This is a genomic window from Halomonas sp. SL1 (assembly GCF_003030865.2).
Taxonomy (GTDB): domain Bacteria; phylum Pseudomonadota; class Gammaproteobacteria; order Pseudomonadales; family Halomonadaceae; genus Halomonas; species Halomonas halophila.
This window is the reverse complement of the sequence record NZ_PYUQ02000020.1, coordinates 59,005-75,509: the sequence shown is the minus strand read 5'-3', so window position 1 is coordinate 75,509 and position 16,505 is coordinate 59,005. Positions and strand designations below refer to the sequence as shown.

The following is a 16,505-nucleotide window of genomic DNA, read 5'->3' as shown; positions in this document are numbered from 1 at the left end:
CTCCCTCTGGAAGTACTGGAATCGCTATGTCCAAGGCCAGCTTGCTGTTAGCCGCCGAGCGGCGGGCCATCGTCGGCCTGGCCGGGCTCTATGCCACGCGCATGCTCGGCCTGTTCATGGTGCTGCCCGTCCTGGCCCTGAAGGCCGAGGAACTGATCGGCGCCACGCCGCTGCTGGTCGGCTTCGCGCTCGGCATCTATGGCCTTACCCAGGCGGTACTGCAGATCCCTTTCGGCGTGCTGTCAGACCGCATCGGCCGCAAGCCGGTGATCGCCGGCGGGCTGCTGCTGTTCCTGATCGGCAGCGTGGTGGCGGCCCAGGCCGACGACATCGCCGGGGTCATACTCGGGCGCTGTCTGCAGGGCAGCGGCGCCGTGGCCGCCGCCATCATGGCGCTGCTGGCGGACCAGACCCGCGAGCAGGTGCGCACCGCGGCCATGGCCACCATCGGCCTGTCGATCGGCGTGGCCTTCGGCGTGGCCATGGTGCTGGGGCCGCTGGTCTCGGCACACTTCGGCCTGTCCGGTGTGTTCTGGTTCACCGCCGCCCTGGCGGTGCTGGGGCTCGGCGTGCTGTGGAAGCTGGTGCCCCGGGCGCCGCAGCGCCGCGGCCATCATGACGTGGGCCTGGACCGCCGCCAGCTGAAGGGCCTCGTCGGCCGCCTCGACCTGTGGCGGCTCAACGCCTCCATCTTCGGCCTGCACCTGGTGCTGATGGCGATCTTCGTCGCCGTGCCGTTCCGGTTGATCGAGGCCGGCATCGCCGAGCCGCAGCACGGCCTGGTGTATCTCGGCGTGATGGGGCTGTCCTTCGTGGCCATGGTGCCGCTGGTCATCGTCGCCGAGAAGCGGCGCAAGATGAAGCTGATGTGCCTCGGGGCGATCGCCGCCATCGTCGCCAGCCTGCTGGGGCTGGGCCTCGAGGGGCACGGCCTGGCGCCGCTGCTGGGTTGGCTGTTCGCCTTCTTCACGGCGTTCAATCTGCTCGAGGCGACGCTGCCGTCGATGATCAGCAAGCTGGCGCCGGCCGGCGCCAAGGGCACCGCCATGGGGCTGTATTCCACCAGCCAGTTCCTCGGGGCCTTCCTTGGCGGCGTGCTGGGCGGCTTCCTGTCGCAGCACTTCGGCCTGACGGCGGTGTTCCTCGGCGTGGCCGTGATCGGCCTGGCCTGGTTCGTGTTCATGCTCGGCATGACCCCGCCGCGCCACCTGTCCAGCGAGGTGGTGGCGCTGGCCGAAGAGCAGCAGGACGATGCCCTCGATGCCCTGATGGCGCGCTTCGCCGCGGTCGCCGGGGTCGAGGACGTGCTGGTGGTGCCCGAGGAGCGCCTGGCCTATCTCAAGGTCGACCGCGAGCGGCTGGACACCGGGGCCCTGTCGCGGCTGACCGGGTCACGCTGACCCGCCGGCGGCGTCGCGGCGGGAAGTCGCGTATAGTATCGGGATCGGACTTTCACGTGCCGGGTGTGGCCCGCGCGTCAATCTACATGCATTCGAGCGTTCCGGAAGGCCGGGGCCTTCGCCCGGGGTCGTCCGGCGCCCCGTCTTCCGACAGAATCAAGGAGTCAACCATGGCCCGTGGCGTCAACAAGGTCATTCTCATCGGCAACCTCGGACAAGATCCCGAGGTGCGCTTCACCCCGTCCGGCACCGCCGTGGCCAACCTCAACCTCGCCACCACCGATACCTGGATGGATCGCCAGAGCGGCCAGCGTCAGGAACGCACCGAGTGGCACCGGGTGGTGATGTTCAACAAGACCGCCGAGATCGCCCAGCAGTACCTGCGCAAGGGCAGCAAGGTCTACGTCGAGGGCCGCCTGCAGACGCGCAAGTGGCAGGACCAGAACGGCCAGGACAAGTACTCCACCGAGATCGTCGCCAACGACATGCAGATGCTCGATTCGCGTGGCGGCGAGATGGGCGGCGGCCAGCCCCGTCAGCAGGGCGGCAACTACGGCCAGCCCCAGGGCGGTCAGCAGCAGGGCGGTGGCTTCGGCGGCCCGCAGCAGGGTGGCAACTACGGTCAGCCTCAGGGCGGTCAGCCCCAGCAGGGCGGCGGCTTCGGCGGGCAGCAGCAGGGCGGTCAGCGTCCCGCTCCTCAGCCGGCGCCCAACCAGGGCGGCGGTCAGCAGCAGGGCGGCAACTTCGGCGCCCCGGATCCGGGCAGCTTCGACGACTTCGACGACGAGATCCCGTTCTAAGGACGCGCCTCGACGCTGCTTCACGACGCCCTGCCTCGGCAGGGCGTCGTCGTTTCTGCGTTGGAGCTGCGCGTTGACGCAGGGCATTCCGCCTCCGTCGATACCCGCTATGGTGGGAAGAGGTGACGACAGGAGTCCTTCCCATGACACGATCTTTCCCGGGACGTCGAAGCCGGTCCGGTCTCTGGCTGGCCATGGCGATGCTGCTGTGGCTGGCGGGCTGCAGCCCGCTGCCGCCCCTCGAGGGGCGAAGCGAGACGCAGCAGCTGCCGGTGGCGCAGGCCCGAGACACCTCGCTGGGCGAGATGGTGTCGCCGCTGGTGGCGCAGCATGACGATACCAACGGCTTCCACGCCCTGCGCAACGCCCGTGATGCCTTCGCCGCCCGGCTGTTGCTGGCGCGCTCGGCGGAGCAGACCCTCGACGTGCAGTACTACATCTGGCACGACGACATCACCGGCTCGCTGCTGCATCGGGCCCTGCTCGATGCGGCCGATCGCGGCGTACGGGTGCGCATGCTGCTGGATGACACCAACACCGCCGGGCTGGACGACACGCTGGCCGCGCTCGACGCGCATGCCAACATCGAGGTCCGGCTGTTCAACCCCTTCGTGATTCGTTCGCCGCGTTTCGTGGGCTATATCACCGACTTCTCCCGTGCCAACCGGCGCATGCACAACAAGTCCTTCACCGTGGACAACCAGGCCACCATCATCGGCGGTCGCAACATCGGCGACGAGTACTTCGGCGCGGCGACGGACGTGGCCTTCTCCGACCTGGACGTGCTCGCCATCGGCCCGGTGGTGCAGGACGTCTCGGGGGACTTCGACCGTTACTGGGCCAGCCGCTCCGCCTATCCGGTCAGTCGCCTCATCGACTCGGTAGGGCGCGAGGGCACCGCGCGGCTGGAGGACGAGCTCGATGCGCTGCTGGCGGAGCCCGAGGCCCAGGACTACCTGGCGGCCCTGGAGGAGGAGCCGCTGATCCTGCGCCTGCGGGAGCGGCGGCTCCCCCTGGTCTGGGCCGAGGCGACGATGGTCAGCGACGATCCGGCCAAGGGGCTGGGCGAGGCCGGGGCCGACGAGCTGCTGATCGGGCGCATCCGAGGCCTGCTGGGGCCGCCGGAGGACGAGGTCTACCTGGTCTCGCCCTACTTCGTGCCCGAGGACCGCGGGACCGGGCTGTTCACCGGCCTGGAGGCGAGCGGCGTCGATGTCACCATCCTCACCAACGCCCTGGAGGCCACCGACGTGGGCGCAGTGCACGCCGGCTATGCCAAGCATCGGCGCGAGCTGCTGGAGGCCGGGGTACGGCTGTTCGAGCTCAAACGCCAGCCCGGGGCCCCGGGGCGCAGCCAGGCGGCGGGGCCCTTCGGCAGCAAGGGCGCGAGCCTGCACGCCAAGACCTTCGCGGTGGACGAGGAGCGGCTGTTCGTCGGCTCCTTCAACTTCGACCCGCGCTCCGCGGACCTGAATACCGAGCTCGGCTTCGTCATCGAGAGCCCCGAGCTCGCTCGCGAGATGACGGCGTTCTTCCGCGACGACATCCCCGCCAATGCCTACGAGGTGCGTCTCGACGAGGGCGGCGACCTGGTGTGGCTGGAACGCACCGACGCGGGCATGATCCGTCACGACAGCGAGCCCAACGTCGGGGCGTTGCGGCGGGCCTGGGTGCGGTTCATCTCGGTGCTGCCGATCGACTGGCTGCTGTGAGGGGCGGCGCCGCGACGGCCGGTTTCCGCTTGCGGCGCAACCTGGCCGCGGTCCTCGGACGGGGCCATTCGAATCTTCCAGGGGAGCCAGCCGCATAAGGGCATGCCCGGCAACGCGACTCGGCTGTCGCCTCGGCGACGATCTTCCGCTGGCGACACGGCCGCGGCTGCCATGACGGCGGGCGGTAATGGTATAGTGGCGCGATGGCCGACGCGAGGGGCGTCCTGTTTCAGGATGCCCCTCGCGTCGTGGTTCCCAAGATTGTCGCCGTCTGGTGAGTCGTGGTCGCTGCGATCCCGACGCCCAGCCCCTAGGAGTCATCGTGAAGCTGCTGATCCTGGACGCCGGACACTGTCTGAGCCTCGCCATGGCACGCGAGGCCAATCGCCGCACCGACGTGGAGCTGGTCATCGAGCCCGGCCTGTCGCTGTCGGCGGAGCGGCTCGACGCGCTGCGCCCCGATGCGCTGCTGATCCCGCCGCTGTCGCGGCCGATCACCGATGCGCCGGCCGCCGTGACCGCCCACGCCGAAGCGGTGGAGGCCTGCCTGACGGCCTGTCGCGAGCGCGAGGTGCCGATGGTCTGGTGCGTGTCCGACCAGCTCTACGAGGACGGGCTCGAGGAGCCCATCGACGAGCATGTCGTGCCCGCCCCCCGCGACGAAGGGCTGCGGCGCCTGGTCGCCACCGGCGAGCGCATCCGCGCCGAGCTGCCGCGTCACCTGATCGTGCGCCTGGGGCCGCTGTTCGCCCTGGAAGGCACCCACGCCTGGCTGGGCGAGCTGCTCGACACCCTGGTCGGCGGCAACGAGCTGCGCGCCGAGGACGACGTCATCTTCTGCCCGACCTCCGCCGACTCGGTGGCCATGGCGCTGATCGGCATGCTCCAGCAGCAGGGCTGCGGCGCCGATGCCTGGGGCAGCTATCATCTGGCCGGCACCGAGCCGGTCAGCGCCTACACCTTCGTGTCGATGGTGCGTACCCAGCTGGCCACGCGCCTCGAGGGGCGCGGTGAGACCCTCGCCCTGGGGGGCGTCAAGGCGCTCAGCCACCACCACGATCAGCCGCTGCGCCGGGTGCTGAACTGCCGGCGAGTCCTCGATGTCTTCGGTGTCCACCAGAAGCCCTGGCGGCTCGAGGTGGGGCGCATGCTCGATGTCTGGTGCCTGGCGCGCGGCGACGATGCCCGACCCGTCGAGGAGACCCGCGAGACATGAGCGTGATCCGCAGCATCATCTTCTATATCGGTTACCTGATGGCCATGCTGGTCTGCGGCGTGCTGTTCCTGCCGCCGGCGCCGCTGCTGCCGCTGCGCTCGCGCTATCGCCTGCTCAACCTCTACAACCACTTCATCATCGCCTGGTTCCGGATCGCCTGCGGGGTTCGCTACGAGATCCGCGGCCGCGAGCGGCTGCCCGACGGCCCCTGCGTGCTGCTGTCCAATCATCAGTGCGAATGGGAGACCGTCTACCTGCAGCTGCTCAAGCCGCCGGTGTGCACGGTGCTCAAGAAGGAGCTGCTCAACATCCCGATCTTCGGCTGGGGGCTCCGGCTGCTGCATCCCATCGCCCTGGACCGCTCCAAGCCGGCCCGGGCCATGAAGCAGGTGCTGACCCAGGGCAAGACCCGGCTCGAGGAAGGGCTCTCGGTGCTGATCTTTCCCGAGGGCACCCGGGTCGAGCCGGGCCAGCGCCGCCGCTACAACAAGAGCGGAGCGGTGATCGCCTGCCGCGCCGGCAAGCCGGTGGTGCCGGTGGCGCACAATGCCGGCGAGCGCTGGCCGGGCCGCCACTGGGTCAAGCACCCGGGGCGACTGACGCTGGTGGTGGGCGAGCCGATCGAGACCGTCGGTCGCAGCCCGGAAGAGGTGCTGGCCGAGACCGAGGCCTGGATCGAGGCGCAGCTGGCGGAGATCTCCGAGGTGCCTCGGCCCCGCGACGACAGCGCCGAGGCCGGCGCCCGGGAGACGGCGGCGAGCTGAGCCCGTTCGTTGCCGGCGCGATCGCCCGGCGAGGCGGCGAGTCGACAGGCATGAGGCAAAAAAAAGAGGCGCCCCGCGGGGCGCCTCTCTTCATTTCAGTCGTGCCTTCGTCGCGGGCAGGGATGGCCCCGTCAGCCGCGATACTTCTCCAGCACCAGGCAGGCGTTGGTGCCGCCGAAGCCGAAGCTGTTGGACAGCACGCGCTCGACCTTGGCCTCGCGGCGCTCGGTGACGATGTCGAAGCCGTCGGCCTGCTCGTCGAGGTCCTCGACGTTGGCGGAGGCGGCGATGAAGTCGTTCTCCATCATCAGCAGCGAGTAGATCGCTTCCTGCACGCCGGTGGCGCCCAGCGAGTGGCCGGTCAGCGACTTGGTCGAGCTCATTGCCGGCGTGGAATCGCCGAACACCTCGCGCACCGCTTTCAGCTCGGCGACGTCGCCGACAGGCGTGGAGGTGCCGTGAGTATTGATGTAGTCGATGTCGCCGTCGACGGTGGCCATGGCCTGGCGCATGCAGCGCACCGCGCCCTCGCCGGACGGGGCGACCATGTCGTGGCCGTCGGAGGTGGCGCCGTAGCCGACCAGCTCGGCGTATATCTTGGCGCCGCGGGCCTTGGCGTGTTCCAGCTCCTCGAGCACCAGCATGCCGCCGCCGCCGGCGATGACGAAGCCATCGCGGGCCTGGTCATAGGGTCGGGAGGCCTTGTCCGGCGCCTCGTTGTAGTGGGTCGAGAGCGCGCCCATGGCGTCGAACAGGCAGGACAGCGTCCAGTGTTCCTCCTCGCCGCCGCCGGCGAAGACCACGTCCTGCTTGCCCAGCTGGATCTGCTCCATGGCGCTGCCGATGCAGTGCGCCGAGGTGGCGCAGGCGGAGGAGATGGAGTAGTTCACGCCCTTGATCTTGAATGGCGTCGCCAGGCAGGCCGACACGGTGCTGCCCATGGTGCGGGTGACCCGATACGGGCCCACGCGGCGCAGGCCCTTCTGGCGCATGACGTCGGCGGCCTCGACCTGGTTGGCGCTGGAGGCGCCGCCGGAGCCGGCGATCAGGCCGGTGCGCTCGTTGGAGACCTGCTCCGGAGAGAGGCCGGAATCCTCGACCGCCTGGGCCATGCTCACATAGGCATAGGCCGCGGCGTCGCCCATGAAGCGGCGCAGCTTGCGATCGACCAGGGCGTCGAGATCGATATCGACGACGCCGGCGACCTGGCTGCGGAAGCCGAGCTCGGCGTATTCATCCTTGAAGCGAATGCCTGAGCGCCCGGTGCGCAGGGCGTCGAGAACCTGTGTTGCGTCGTTGCCCAGGCAGGACACGATGCCCAGGCCGGTGACTACCACTCGTCGCATGGGAGCCTCCTGATCAGAAATTCGCGGTGGAGGTGAACAGGCCGACCCGCAGGTCGTTGGCCTGATAGATGTCGCGGCCGTCGACGGACACGGTGCCGTCGGCGATGCCCAGAATCAGGCGCCGGGTGATGATGCGCTTGATGTTGATGCGGTAGGTCACCTTCTCGGCATCCGGCAGGATCTGGCCGCTGAACTTGACCTCGCCGCAGCCCAGGGCGCGCCCGCGGCCCGGGTGACCCAGCCAGCCCAGATAGAAGCCCACCAGCTGCCACATGGCATCGAGGCCCAGGCAGCCCGGCATCACCGGATCGCCGGGGAAGTGGCAGTCGAAGAACCACAGGTCCGGGTGGATATCCAGCTCGGCGATCAGTTCGCCCTTGCCGTGTTCGCCACCCTCTTCATGGATGTGCGCGATGCGGTCGAGCATCAGCATGTTGGGTGCCGGCAGTTGGGCGTTGCCGGGGCCGAACAGCTCGCCACGGCTGCATGCCAGCAGTGCTTCGCGATCAAAGGAATGTTGCTTGGTCACTGAATCGTTCCGAGTGTCGAGATGGTGGTATGCCGTATCGAAACGGCATGGGCCGCCCTGGCGGCCCCGCCTAGTCTACTGTTCGTGTCCCGCGAATGCACGCCGGCCAGGGGGCCGGGGGGATTTCGTCGTCGTCCAGGGTACAGTTATGTTCGCGTCGGCCGATAGGGGAAGGTTAGCGCTCTCCCGAAAGGGCAGAGTCTCATTCATGTCGACGAGTCGAGGCCGAAGCCATGTGGCCCGTACTTTCCCTCAATCGCCCGCTGCTGTGGGTCGCCCTGGCCGCGGTGTCGGCCGGCGTCTGGCTGCCCGATGCGGGGCTCCGCGTCGCCGCCGTGCTGATCGCCGCCACCGGGCTGTGGGATGCCTGGCGCCAGGTGCGTCTGGAACGCCTGCGTTCGCGGCTGGGCCAGGAAGCGCTGACCATGACCGAGGAAGGCGTGATCGTCACCGATGCCGACTATCGCATCCTGGTGGTCAATCCCGCCTTCACCCAGATCACCGGCTACGACCCGGCAGAGGTCAAGGGGCTGAACGTCGCCTCCCTGGCGGCGCCGCGGCACGATGCGGCCTTCTTCGAGCGCTACTGGCAGACGCTGCACAGCACCGGCCGCTGGGAAGGCGAGATCTGGAACCGCCGCAAGCAGGGCGACGAATATCCCGAGTGGCTCAAGGTCCGCGCCGTCAGCGACGATCGGGGGCGGGTGCGCCACTACGTGTGCCTGTTCTCGGACATCTCGCTGCGCAAGGCCCGCGAGCGCGACCTGCGCCGCATCGGCTTCGAGGACCCCCTGACCGGACTGCCCAACCGGCGCCGCCTGCATGACCTGCTGACCTCGCGGCTGCGTCACCTCCAGGCCGGCGAGAGCCTGGACATGGCGATGATCGACATCGATGGCTTCAAGGAAGTCAACGATGGCCTGGGCGTCGAGATCGGCGACCGCCTGCTGGCCCGGGTCGGCGAGCGGCTGGCGCGACAGGTGGCCGGCGGCGTGGTGGGCCGGCTCGGCGGCGACGAGTTCATGGTCATCCGCACCACCACCTTCGACGACCACGAGCAGTGGGTGGCCGGCCTGCAGTCGCATCTGGGCGAGCCCTTCGAGCTGGATGGCAACACCCTGCGCCTGGGGCTGACGCTGGGCAGCTGCCGTGCGCCGGAGGACGGTCGCGACGCGAGCGTGCTCTTCCAGCGCCTGGAGTCCGCGCTCTATGCCGCCAAGCGCCACGGCCGCAATCATTGCCTGCGCTTCCGCCCCTCGCTGGACGTGCAGGAGGGGCCGAAGCTGGCGCTGGTCAACGAGCTGCGCAATGCCCTGGCCACCGGCGGCCAGCTGGAGCTGCACTATCAGCCCCAGTATCGGCTGATCGACGACGGCCTGGCCGGGCTCGAGGCGCTGCTGCGCTGGCGCCATCCCCGCGACGGCATGATCTCGCCGGGCGAGTTCATTCCCCTGGCCGAGCGCCATGGCCTGATGGCACTGCTGGGCAACTGGGTGATCGACCACGCCCTGGCACAGATCGCCCACTGGCGTCGCCAGGGGATGCCCGAGGTGCCGGTGTGGATCAACATCTCGGCCATGCAGCTGTTCCAGGGCGACCTGGAGTCCGCGCTGGCCGCCGGCCTGTCGCGTCACAAGGTACCGGCGCGGCTGCTGGGGCTGGAGCTCACCGAATCGGTACTGCTCGACGAGCGCGCCGGCGACGTGGCACCGCGGCTGGAGGCCCTGCGCGACCGCGGCCACCCGGTGGCCATCGACGACTTCGGCACCGGCTACTCGTCGCTCGGCTACCTCAAGCATCTGCCGCTGGACAAGCTCAAGCTCGACCGGGCCTTCATACGGGCCCTGCCGGACGACCGCGCCGATGCCGCCATCGTCGGTGCGGTGCTGGCCATGGCCCGGGGGCTTTCGCTGGAAGTCGTGGCCGAAGGCGTGGAGACCCGCGCCCAGCGGGACTTCCTGCGCTCGGTGGGCTGCGAGCTGGTCCAGGGCTTCCTCTACGATCGCCCGCTGACCGTTCAGGCCCTGGACGCCCGCTGGCGCACGCAGGCCTCAGCCGGCACGAGCGAGGCCGCCGGGCCGGCCGAGTCGATGGCATAGCCACAGGCACAGCATGGCCCAGCACAGCGCCTCGGCGGCCAGCAGCCAGGGAGCGAGGGTGACACCGGCGAGTTCGGCGCCGGCATAGTAGGACAGCGGCCCGCTGGTGGCGCCGCCGGCCGCCGCCAGCCAGGGATGCCGCCACAGCCAGGCCAGGGAATGGTGCAGCAGGGTGGCGAACAGCGGCCACAGCAGCCATAGCCATAGCGGTAACGGTCCTGTCCAGGCCGGTAGCGGGCCGATCAGGAAGGTCTCCGGCGGGAAACGAAAGCCGCCGGCCATCGCCAGGCCGCCGTCGATGACGAGCCCCAGCCCCGCGAAGCCCGCCAGCCAGCGCCATTCCCCCGGCCGCGCCTGCCAGCGCAGGTGCGCCGCGATCACCCCGCCCGCCACGATGCCCCCCACGAGGCTGCCGCCCAGCACACAGGCCAGCCAGCCCAGCTGGAAGCCGGCCAGGTTGGCCAGCGCCCGCCAAAGCCCGGGTGTCATGCCGCCCCCGTCAGCGGCACCGGCCGCGCGCCCGGCTTGGCCAGCAGCAGCTGGCTGGTGCCGATGGTACGCTCCAGGAAGCCGCCCTCGCAGTAGCACAGGTAGTAGCGCCACATGCGGATGAAGCGCTCGTCGTAGCCCAGCCGGCGCACGGTCTCCAGGTTGGCCTCGAAGCGATGGCGCCACTCGCGCAGGGTGCGCGCATAGTGCTGGCCGATCTCGTCCAGACCCACCAGGTTCAGCGAGGTGTGGCGGGTCAGGCCGTCGAGAATGACGCTCTGGGAGGGCAGGAAGCCGCCGGGGAAGATGTAGCGCTTGATGAAGTCCATCTCGCGCTTGGCGGCCTCGTAGCGCTGATCGCGAATGGTGATGGCCTGCAGCATGGCCATGCCGTCGTCGGTCAGCAGCCGGTCCAGGGTGGTCAGGTAGGTCTCCAGGTACTGGTGGCCGACCGCCTCGATCATTTCCACCGAGATCAGCCGGTCGAAGCGGCCCTCCAGCTCGCGGTAGTCGCGCTTGAGCAGGGTGACGCGGTCCTCCAGCCCTTCCTCGGCCAGCCGCCGGGCGGTGTGGGCGTACTGCTCGTCGGAGATGGTGGTGGTGGTGACCCGGCAGCCGCGGGTGCGGGCGGCGTGGATGGCCAGCCCGCCCCAGCCGGTGCCGATCTCCAGCAGGTGGTGATGCGGGCGCACGTCGAGGCGCTCGAGCATCAGGTCGAGCTTGTGGGTCGAGGCCTCCTCGAGGCTGGCGCCCGTGCGGGGAAAGACGGCGCTGGAGTACATCCAGTGGCGGCGGTCGAGGAAGGTCGCGAACAGGTCGTTGCCGATGTCGTAGTGGGCGGCGATGTTGCGCCGCGAGCCGCTCAGGCTGTTGCGCTGCAGCCGGTAGAAGGCGCCGAGCAGCCAGCGACCGGCGCCGGCCAGGCCGCCTTCCATCTCGCCGTTGACCCGTTCCAGGTTGGCGGCGAACAGCCGCACCAGCGCCACCGGGTCGTCGGCGTCCCAGTCGCCGTCCATGTAGGCCTCGCCGGCGCCCACGGTGCCGCCCAGCGCCATGCGTCGCCAGGCCCGCGAGTCGCGCACCACCAGGGTCACCGAGAGCGGGCCGCCGCGGCCCAGGCGGTGGCGCTGATGGCCCTCGATCAGGGTGATCTCGCCGCCTTCCAGCCGATCCAGCTGGGGCAGCAGGCGAGCCTTGAGCCAGCGCGTCAGGCGATCGCCCTGGGCCGGCAGTGGACGGGCGTTGGCGGTGCGTGTATTCACGGCGAACTCTCCTGATGGCGGGGATGGTCGTGGACGGGGACGCGCTTGAGCCACAGGCGCAGGGCCTCGAAGTGGATGCCGGCGACGGTCTTCAGCGCCATCGCCGGGTGACGGGCCAGGGTGGCCAGCAGCACGCGACGGGTCGCCGGGCGGGCTTCCAGGCTCAGGCTGGCGTCGAAGTGGCGCTCGTCGCCGCGCCAGGTCTCCATGTTCAGGTTCAGGCGTTCGCCGGGGCTGTCGAAGCGCCAGCGGTAGCGCATGTCCATGGGGTTGAACGGCGAGACGTGCATGGCCTTGTCGAAGTCGGCGCGATGGCCGTGGCGCCGCGGCTCGACCCGGCAGGCATAGGTGGTGCGCTCGCCCCAGGGCGTGTTGCTGACCTCGCCGAGCAGGGCCCGCAGCTCGCCGCGGGCGTCGTAGGCGTAGTACAGCGACACCGGATTGAAGCCCACGCCGAGGGTGCGCAGCTGGGTGAGCAGGCAGATGCGGCCGTTCGGGGCGTCGCCCAGCAGCCGCGTCAGCTCGGCGCGCACGGCGTCCTTGAGCGGCCGGTCGTGGGGCGCCAGGTAGTCCTCGCGGCGGAAGCGCGCCAGGGCCGGGCGCCGGGCGCTGAAGCCGGGCACGCCGTCGAACAGCTCCGGCAGCTCGTCGAGGTCGAGCCAGGCCATCCAAAGCCGGTAGCGGAAGGCGTGGGCACGGGGCGTGAAGCGACGATGACGCAGCCAGCCGCGATAGATGCGCGAGCGCGGGGTGGAGATCATGCCGGCACCTCCGTGGCCGCCCGGGCACCGGCCGGCGCGTCGGGGTCGCAGCCCAGCGCCCGGGCCACCCGTAGCGCGCTCCACACGCCGTCCTCGTGGAAGCCGTTGCGCCAGTAGGCGCCGCAGAAGTGGGTGCGCCGGCCCGGCCCCGAGATCTCGGCGTGGCGGGCCTGGGCGTTCATGCCGGCGAGGCTGAACTGCGGATGGGCGTAGGTGTAGCGCCCGAGCACCTTGGCCGGGTCGATGCTGTCGCCGTCGTTGAGGGTCACGCAGAAGGTGTGCGGCGCCTCGAGGCGCTGCAGGATGTTCATGTCGTAGGTCACCGAGACCCGGGCATCGTCGCCGCGGCCGTCGAGCCGGTAGTTCCAGCTCGCCCAGGCGCGCTTGCGGCGCGGCAGCAGTCGGGTGTCGGTGTGCAGCACCACCTCGTTATCGTGGTAGGGCAGGGCGCCGAGGATCTCGCGCTCGGCGGGGCTGGCGTCGTCGAGCATGGCCAGCGCCTGGTCGGCGTGGCAGGCCAGCACCACCTGGTCGAAGTGTTCCTCGCCGGCGTCGCTGCGCACCCGTACCCCGTCGGCCTCGCGACGCACGCCGCACACCGGCGTGGCCAGCCGGAGGCGTTCGGCGTAGGGCGCGGTCAACGCCGGTATATAGGCCCGCGAGCCGCCGACCAGGGTGTACCACTGGGGCCGCTCGTTGACCGACAGCAGGCCGTGGTGATGGAAGAAGCGCACGAAGAAGCGGGCCGGGAAGGCGCGTAGCTGGCCGATGCTGGCCGACCAGATCGCCGCGCCCATGGGCAGCAGGTAGTGGCGCTGGAAGCCCTCGCCGTAGCCCCCGGCGTCCAGGTAGTCGCCCAGGGTCAGGTCCGCCGGCAGCCGGTCGTCGACCATCGCCTGGGTGGCCTCGCGGTTGAAGCGCAGGATGTCGCGCAGCAGGCCGTGGAAGCTCGGCCGCAGCAGGTTCGACCATTGAGCGAACAGCCGCGGCAGGCTGTGACCGTTGTACTCGAAGTCGCGGGCCGTCTCGTGCACCGAGAAGCTCATCTCGGTGGCCTGGCTCTCCACCCCGAGGGTCGCCAGCAGGCGCCGGAAGTGGGGATAGGTCCAGTCGTTGAAGACGATGAAGCCGGTGTCGATGGCGTAGTGACGGCCCTCGAGCTCGACGTCCATGGTGGCGGTGTGGCCGCCGAGGCGGGTGTCGGCCTCGAACAGGGTGACCTCGTGGTGCCGGGACAGGTACCAGCCGGCGGCCATGCCGGCGATGCCGCTGCCGATCACCGCGATGCGCTGGCGGCCCTGGGGAGAAGCGGGAGTGGCGAGCGACGTCATGACGAAGCCTCCGTGTCGGCGCCGCGGGCCAGGCGCCGCCCGAGGCGGAAGCGCAGCCCCGGCGGCAGGATGCCCAGCAGCTTGAGCGGCAGGGTGAAGCGGCGTGGGAAGTGGATGTCGAGGCGGTGGGCCTCCAGGCCCTTGAGGATCGCCTCGGCGGCCTGGTCGACGCTGACCCGCATCGGCATCGGGAAGTCGTTGCGATCGGTCAGCGGCGTCTTCACGAAGCCGGGATGAATCAGGCTGACGTCGATCTCTTCGCCAGCCAGGTCGAGGCGCAGCGATTCCAGGAAGTGGCTGAGGGCGGCCTTGGAGGCGCCGTAGGCCTCGGCGCGTGGCAGCGGCAGATAGGCCGAGGCGCTGGAGGTGGCGGCCAGCAGCGGCCGGCCTCCCTGGGACCTGGCCTGACGCAGCAGCGGCAGCGCGGCCTCCACGCCGTGCAGGGCGCCGAAGAAGTTGGTGGCGAAGACCCGCTCGATCAGCGCGGCGTCGAAGTGGCCGGCCTCGAGATATTCGCAGGTGCCGGCGTTGAGGATCGCCAGGTCGAGGCGGCCGAAGCGGGCGGCGATGCGATCGCCGGCGGCCAGCACGGCGTCGCGGTCGCTGACGTCCAGCGGCAGCAGCAGGGCGTTGTCGCGGTCGCCGGCCAGCTCCTGCAGGGCGTCAGGGCGGCGGGCGCTGAGCGCGACCCGATGCCCTTGGTCGAGCAGGCGCACGGCCAGGGCGCGGCCGATGCCGGACGTGGCGCCGGTCAGCCAGATGCAGCGGGTCGTATGGGATGCCGTCATGTCGTCTCCTCGCGTATGGCGACGCCTGTGTTGCAGCTACGCGGGAGGCGGCGTTGCGGTTTCAGCCGCCCTTCAGCCTCCCGCGCGACGCTTGAGCCAGCGGATCGCCGTGCCCAGCAGCGGCACCCGCTCGTAGAGCAGGGCGCCGGCGTCGAAGTAGTCCCGGTGCTCGCGGACCCGTCCCGTGTCGTCGCCGGCGAAGAGCAGCCGCGAGGCCCCTTCCACCGTGATCTCCCGGCCGCCGTCCAGGCGGCGGTGAGCCAGATGCATCGTCCAGGTCACGAAGGCGGTGTCGCCTTGTCGCTGGCGATCGTGGAAGACGAATCGACACGCCGTGACGTTCTCGTACAGGCTGGCGAAGTAGGCTTCCAGGGCCGGCAGGCCGTCGATGCGGTGCAGCGGGTCGGCGAATGCGATGTCTGGAGTATATATCTTGTACAGATTTTTTGTACAGGATTTGTCCAGCTTGTTGTAGAAGGCGCAGAAGGCCTCCAGGTCCGGGTCCGGTGACATGACAGCCTCCGTGGAGGGAGAAGAAGCGAGGGGCGAAAGTGGGTGGCGTGGCCGGGAGAAGCGCCCGCTTCAGGCAGCGGGCAGGTTCTTGAAGGCGTCCAGCGCCCGGACGCGGGCGGCCTTGTGGTCGACGATGGGCGCCGGATAGTCGACGCCGCTCAGCAGGTCGTTGCCCGGGGCGTGACGGGCCTTGGGCGACAGCTCGGCGAGCTCCGGCAGCCATTCGGCGAGGAAGCGGCCTTCCGGGTCGAAGCGCTGGGACTGGGTGGTGGGATTGAAGATGCGGAAGTAGGGCGCGGCGTCGGTGCCGGTGGAGGCCGCCCACTGCCAGCCGCCGTTGTTGGCGCCGAACTCGCCGTCGACCAGGTGACGCAGGAAGAAGGCTTCGCCGCGGCGCCAGTCGATCAGCAGATGCTTGGACAGGAACATGGCGGTCACCATGCGCAGCCGGTTGTGCATCCAGCCGGTGGCGACGAGCTGGCGCATGGCGGCATCGACGATGGGGTAGCCGGTGCGCCCCTCGCACCAGGCCCGGAAGCCGGCCTCGTCGTCGCGCCACGGCAGCGCCTCGGTGTGACGCTGGAAGGCGCGGTGGCGGCACACCCGCGGGAAACCGGCGGCGATGTGCTGGTAGAACTCGCGCCAGATCAGCTCGCCGACCCAGGCGGTGAGGCCGGCGTCACCGTCGGCCAGGGCGCCGTCGTTCTCGGCCATCACCGCCTGCATGCACTGGCGATGGGAGATCATGCCCAGCGCCAGGTAGGGCGACAGCTCGCTGGTGCCGCGGATCGCCGGGAAGTCGCGCTGGTCGTCGTAGTGGCGGCCGCGAAAGCGCAGGAAGCGTTCCAGGCGGTCCGCGGCCGGGCCCTCGCCGGCGGGCCACAGGCGGCCGTCGACCGGCGTGTCCTCGAGCTCGGGCAGCTCGGGGATGGGGTCGGCATCGACCGACAGCCTGGTCTGGGGATCGGGCGCGTCCTGCAGCGCCAGCCGGTCGGCGGTGATCGCCTTGTGCCAGGCCTTGGCGAAGGGGGTGAAGACGCCGTAGACGTCGCCCTTGCCGGTCAGCAGCTCGCCCGGGGCGAAGGCCACGGCGTCGCGATGGCCGTGGGCGGCGAGACCGGCGTCCTCGAAGGCCTCGATCACCGCCGCGTCGCGGCGCGCCTCGTCGAGCGGGTACTCGCGGTTGAAGTGCATCGCCTCGGCGCCGAGCTCCCGGGCCAGGGCGAGCAGCGTCGCCGGGGCCTCGTCGAAGGCCTCGATGTCGCGATGCAGCAGCGGAATGTTGAGCCCGGCCAGCGACTCGGAGAGCGCGGCGACGCCGCGACGGGTGAAGTCCAGCTTGTTGGCGCCGTGGCCGTGGGCTTGCCATTGTGGCAGGCAGCGCAGGAAGACGCCGATCACCGGGCCGCGGCGGGCCGCGGCGGCCAGGGCGGTGTTGTCGTGGATGCGCAGGTCGCTACGGAACCAGACCAGGGTCGGGGACATCGGTGTCTCC

At 70.2% G+C, this 16,505-nt stretch carries 15 protein-coding genes; 6 read left to right on the top strand and 9 right to left on the bottom strand.

Going from position 1 to position 16,505, the window contains the following annotated elements; all coding sequences use genetic code 11:
- The first annotated feature begins 26 nt into the window (after positions 1 to 26).
- The 5 genes from C9J49_RS13805 to C9J49_RS13785 all read left to right on the top strand — a co-directional run bounded on the left by C9J49_RS13805 (position 27) and on the right by C9J49_RS13785 (position 5,892).
- Positions 27 to 1,400, top strand: a complete 1,374-nt coding sequence (locus C9J49_RS13805; RefSeq protein ID WP_107182444.1) for an MFS transporter — start codon at positions 27 to 29, stop codon at positions 1,398 to 1,400.
- A gap of 170 nt (positions 1,401 to 1,570) precedes the next feature.
- Positions 1,571 to 2,200: a single-stranded DNA-binding protein gene (gene ssb, locus C9J49_RS13800; protein WP_046077804.1), complete on the top strand. Its 630-nt coding sequence runs from the start codon at positions 1,571 to 1,573 to the stop codon at positions 2,198 to 2,200.
- A 143-nt stretch (positions 2,201 to 2,343) separates the two neighbouring features.
- Positions 2,344 to 3,912: a phospholipase D family protein gene (locus C9J49_RS13795; RefSeq protein ID WP_202020709.1), complete on the top strand. Its 1,569-nt coding sequence runs from the start codon at positions 2,344 to 2,346 to the stop codon at positions 3,910 to 3,912.
- Between the two features lie 322 nt (positions 3,913 to 4,234).
- Positions 4,235 to 5,128: a sugar nucleotide-binding protein gene (locus C9J49_RS13790; protein ID WP_035596401.1), complete on the top strand. Its 894-nt coding sequence runs from the start codon at positions 4,235 to 4,237 to the stop codon at positions 5,126 to 5,128.
- Positions 5,125 to 5,892 carry a 1-acyl-sn-glycerol-3-phosphate acyltransferase gene (locus C9J49_RS13785; protein ID WP_107182443.1) on the top strand — a complete coding sequence of 256 codons (768 nt, stop codon included), beginning with the start codon at positions 5,125 to 5,127 and terminating at the stop codon, positions 5,890 to 5,892. The genes C9J49_RS13790 and C9J49_RS13785 overlap by 4 nt, the downstream gene beginning before the upstream one ends.
- 131 nt (positions 5,893 to 6,023) lie before the next feature.
- Here the strand turns inward: C9J49_RS13785 and fabB are convergent, their stop codons facing one another.
- Both fabB and fabA read right to left on the bottom strand, forming a co-directional pair.
- Entirely contained in the window at positions 6,024 to 7,238 is a 1,215-nt protein-coding gene (gene fabB, locus C9J49_RS13780) for a beta-ketoacyl-ACP synthase I (protein WP_107182442.1), read from the bottom strand.
- 13 nt (positions 7,239 to 7,251) lie between these two features.
- Positions 7,252 to 7,767: a 3-hydroxyacyl-[acyl-carrier-protein] dehydratase FabA gene (gene fabA / locus C9J49_RS13775; RefSeq protein ID WP_035596409.1), complete on the bottom strand. Its 516-nt coding sequence runs from the start codon at positions 7,765 to 7,767 to the stop codon at positions 7,252 to 7,254.
- Positions 7,768 to 8,000: 233 nt separating this feature from the next.
- Here fabA and C9J49_RS13770 point away from each other — a divergent pair, with 233 nt between their 5' ends.
- Complete coding sequence (locus tag C9J49_RS13770; protein ID WP_035596420.1) at positions 8,001 to 9,866, top strand: bifunctional diguanylate cyclase/phosphodiesterase; 1,866 nt, start codon at positions 8,001 to 8,003, stop codon at positions 9,864 to 9,866.
- Here C9J49_RS13770 and C9J49_RS13765 read toward each other — a convergent pair.
- The 7 genes from C9J49_RS13765 to phrB form a co-directional block, all read right to left on the bottom strand.
- Positions 9,819 to 10,355: a DUF2878 domain-containing protein gene (locus tag C9J49_RS13765; protein ID WP_046077799.1), complete on the bottom strand. Its 537-nt coding sequence runs from the start codon at positions 10,353 to 10,355 to the stop codon at positions 9,819 to 9,821. The genes C9J49_RS13770 and C9J49_RS13765 overlap by 48 nt on opposite strands.
- On the bottom strand, positions 10,352 to 11,617 hold the full coding sequence (locus C9J49_RS13760; RefSeq protein ID WP_107182441.1) for a cyclopropane-fatty-acyl-phospholipid synthase family protein: 1,266 nt from the start codon (positions 11,615 to 11,617) through the stop codon (positions 10,352 to 10,354). The genes C9J49_RS13765 and C9J49_RS13760 overlap by 4 nt, the downstream gene beginning before the upstream one ends.
- Positions 11,614 to 12,378 carry a DUF1365 domain-containing protein gene (locus C9J49_RS13755; RefSeq protein ID WP_107182440.1) on the bottom strand — a complete coding sequence of 255 codons (765 nt, stop codon included), beginning with the start codon at positions 12,376 to 12,378 and terminating at the stop codon, positions 11,614 to 11,616. Before C9J49_RS13755 ends, C9J49_RS13760 begins: the two co-directional genes overlap by 4 nt.
- A complete protein-coding gene (locus tag C9J49_RS13750) occupies positions 12,375 to 13,709 on the bottom strand; it encodes an NAD(P)/FAD-dependent oxidoreductase (protein WP_107182439.1) in 1,335 nt (444 codons plus the stop codon). Before C9J49_RS13750 ends, C9J49_RS13755 begins: the two co-directional genes overlap by 4 nt.
- Entirely contained in the window at positions 13,706 to 14,497 is a 792-nt protein-coding gene (locus C9J49_RS13745; RefSeq protein WP_107182438.1) for an SDR family oxidoreductase, read from the bottom strand. Before C9J49_RS13745 ends, C9J49_RS13750 begins: the two co-directional genes overlap by 4 nt.
- Before the next feature lie 72 nt (positions 14,498 to 14,569).
- Complete coding sequence (locus C9J49_RS13740) at positions 14,570 to 15,010, bottom strand: nuclear transport factor 2 family protein (RefSeq protein ID WP_046077795.1); 441 nt, start codon at positions 15,008 to 15,010, stop codon at positions 14,570 to 14,572.
- A 69-nt stretch (positions 15,011 to 15,079) separates the two neighbouring features.
- Positions 15,080 to 16,495 (bottom strand): deoxyribodipyrimidine photo-lyase, encoded by a 1,416-nt coding sequence (phrB, locus tag C9J49_RS13735; protein ID WP_107182437.1) that lies wholly within the window; start codon positions 16,493 to 16,495, stop codon positions 15,080 to 15,082.
- Positions 16,496 to 16,505 lie beyond the last annotated feature (10 nt).

Bases quoted from the DNA above. Each gene is read 5' to 3' on its own strand.
- C9J49_RS13805 (WP_107182444.1), top strand. From the start codon at position 27: ATGTCCAAGGCCAGCTTGCTGTTAGCCGCCGAGCGGCGGGCCATCGTC.
- ssb (WP_046077804.1), top strand. From the start codon at position 1,571: ATGGCCCGTGGCGTCAACAAGGTCATTCTCATCGGCAACCTCGGACAA.
- C9J49_RS13795 (WP_202020709.1), top strand. From the start codon at position 2,344: ATGACACGATCTTTCCCGGGACGTCGAAGCCGGTCCGGTCTCTGGCTG.
- C9J49_RS13785 (WP_107182443.1), top strand. From the start codon at position 5,125: ATGAGCGTGATCCGCAGCATCATCTTCTATATCGGTTACCTGATGGCC.
- fabB (WP_107182442.1), bottom strand. From the start codon at position 7,238: ATGCGACGAGTGGTAGTCACCGGCCTGGGCATCGTGTCCTGCCTGGGC.
- C9J49_RS13770 (WP_035596420.1), top strand. From the start codon at position 8,001: ATGTGGCCCGTACTTTCCCTCAATCGCCCGCTGCTGTGGGTCGCCCTG.
- C9J49_RS13765 (WP_046077799.1), bottom strand. From the start codon at position 10,355: ATGACACCCGGGCTTTGGCGGGCGCTGGCCAACCTGGCCGGCTTCCAG.
- C9J49_RS13755 (WP_107182440.1), bottom strand. From the start codon at position 12,378: ATGATCTCCACCCCGCGCTCGCGCATCTATCGCGGCTGGCTGCGTCAT.
- C9J49_RS13750 (WP_107182439.1), bottom strand. From the start codon at position 13,709: ATGACGTCGCTCGCCACTCCCGCTTCTCCCCAGGGCCGCCAGCGCATC.
- C9J49_RS13745 (WP_107182438.1), bottom strand. From the start codon at position 14,497: ATGACGGCATCCCATACGACCCGCTGCATCTGGCTGACCGGCGCCACG.
- C9J49_RS13740 (WP_046077795.1), bottom strand. From the start codon at position 15,010: ATGTCACCGGACCCGGACCTGGAGGCCTTCTGCGCCTTCTACAACAAG.
- phrB (WP_107182437.1), bottom strand. From the start codon at position 16,495: ATGTCCCCGACCCTGGTCTGGTTCCGTAGCGACCTGCGCATCCACGAC.